This is a genomic window from Microbacterium sp. BF1, from assembly GCF_019279095.1.
Classification (GTDB): Bacteria; Actinomycetota; Actinomycetes; order Actinomycetales; family Microbacteriaceae; genus Microbacterium; species Microbacterium maritypicum.
The window spans coordinates 1-748 of record NZ_JAGYWT010000769.1 but is presented as its reverse complement, the minus strand read 5'-3'; the positions used below and the strand labels follow the sequence as shown (position 1 = coordinate 748).

Here is a 748-nt window from a genome sequence, read left to right as displayed (position 1 = left end):
CTGAGACCTCGCGGCAGCACCGACGGCCTCTGCCCGAGGCACGGTGCACTCAGCGAAAGGAACCGTGCCCCGGACACAGGCCGCCGGGTGGAGGACGCAGGTCAGCGCAGGTGCACCCGCTCGGTGCGCTGGTGCTGGCGACCGAGGCCCTCGATCTCGATCGTCATCTCATCGCCGTCCTGGAGGTACGGGAACCGGCCGGAGAGCGCGACGCCCTGCGGGGTGCCGGTGTTGATCACGTCGCCGGGCTCGAGCACCAGGTAGTGGCTCAGCTCGTGCACGACCTGCAGCACCGGGAAGATCATGTCGGCGGTCGACGAGTCCTGCCTCGGCTCGCCGTTCACGAACGACCGCAGCCGCAGCGCCTGCGGGTCGACCTCGTCGGCGGGGACGAGCGCCGGCCCGAGCGGGTTGAACGTCTCGGAGCACTTGCCCTTCGACCACTGCCCGCCCGACACGTCGAGCTGATAGGCGCGCTCGGACACATCGTTCGAGATCGTGTAGCCGGCGATGACCTCGCGGGCGGCATCCGGAGACGACAGGTAGCGCGCGGTCTTGCCGATCACGACCGCCAGCTCGACCTCGCAGTCGACCTTTTCCGCACCGGGCGGCAGCAGCACGACATCGTCCGATTGCGGCGGGCGGCACGGAGCCGGAGGTAGATGCCGAAGCCGTGAAAGAGGAAGCGGAAGCCCTCGCAGATCCCGATCAGAACGAAGAGGTGGAGCCACTCCGGTCCTCCGTTGTC

General features: G+C 68.9%; 1 pseudogene. It reads right to left on the bottom strand.

Annotated features, from left to right (window positions below):
• Positions 1-101: 101 nt before the first annotated feature.
• Positions 102-629 (bottom strand): annotated as a pseudogene (locus KZA10_RS16670) (fumarylacetoacetate hydrolase family protein); the annotation flags it as partial.
• Positions 630-748: the final 119 nt, after the last annotated feature.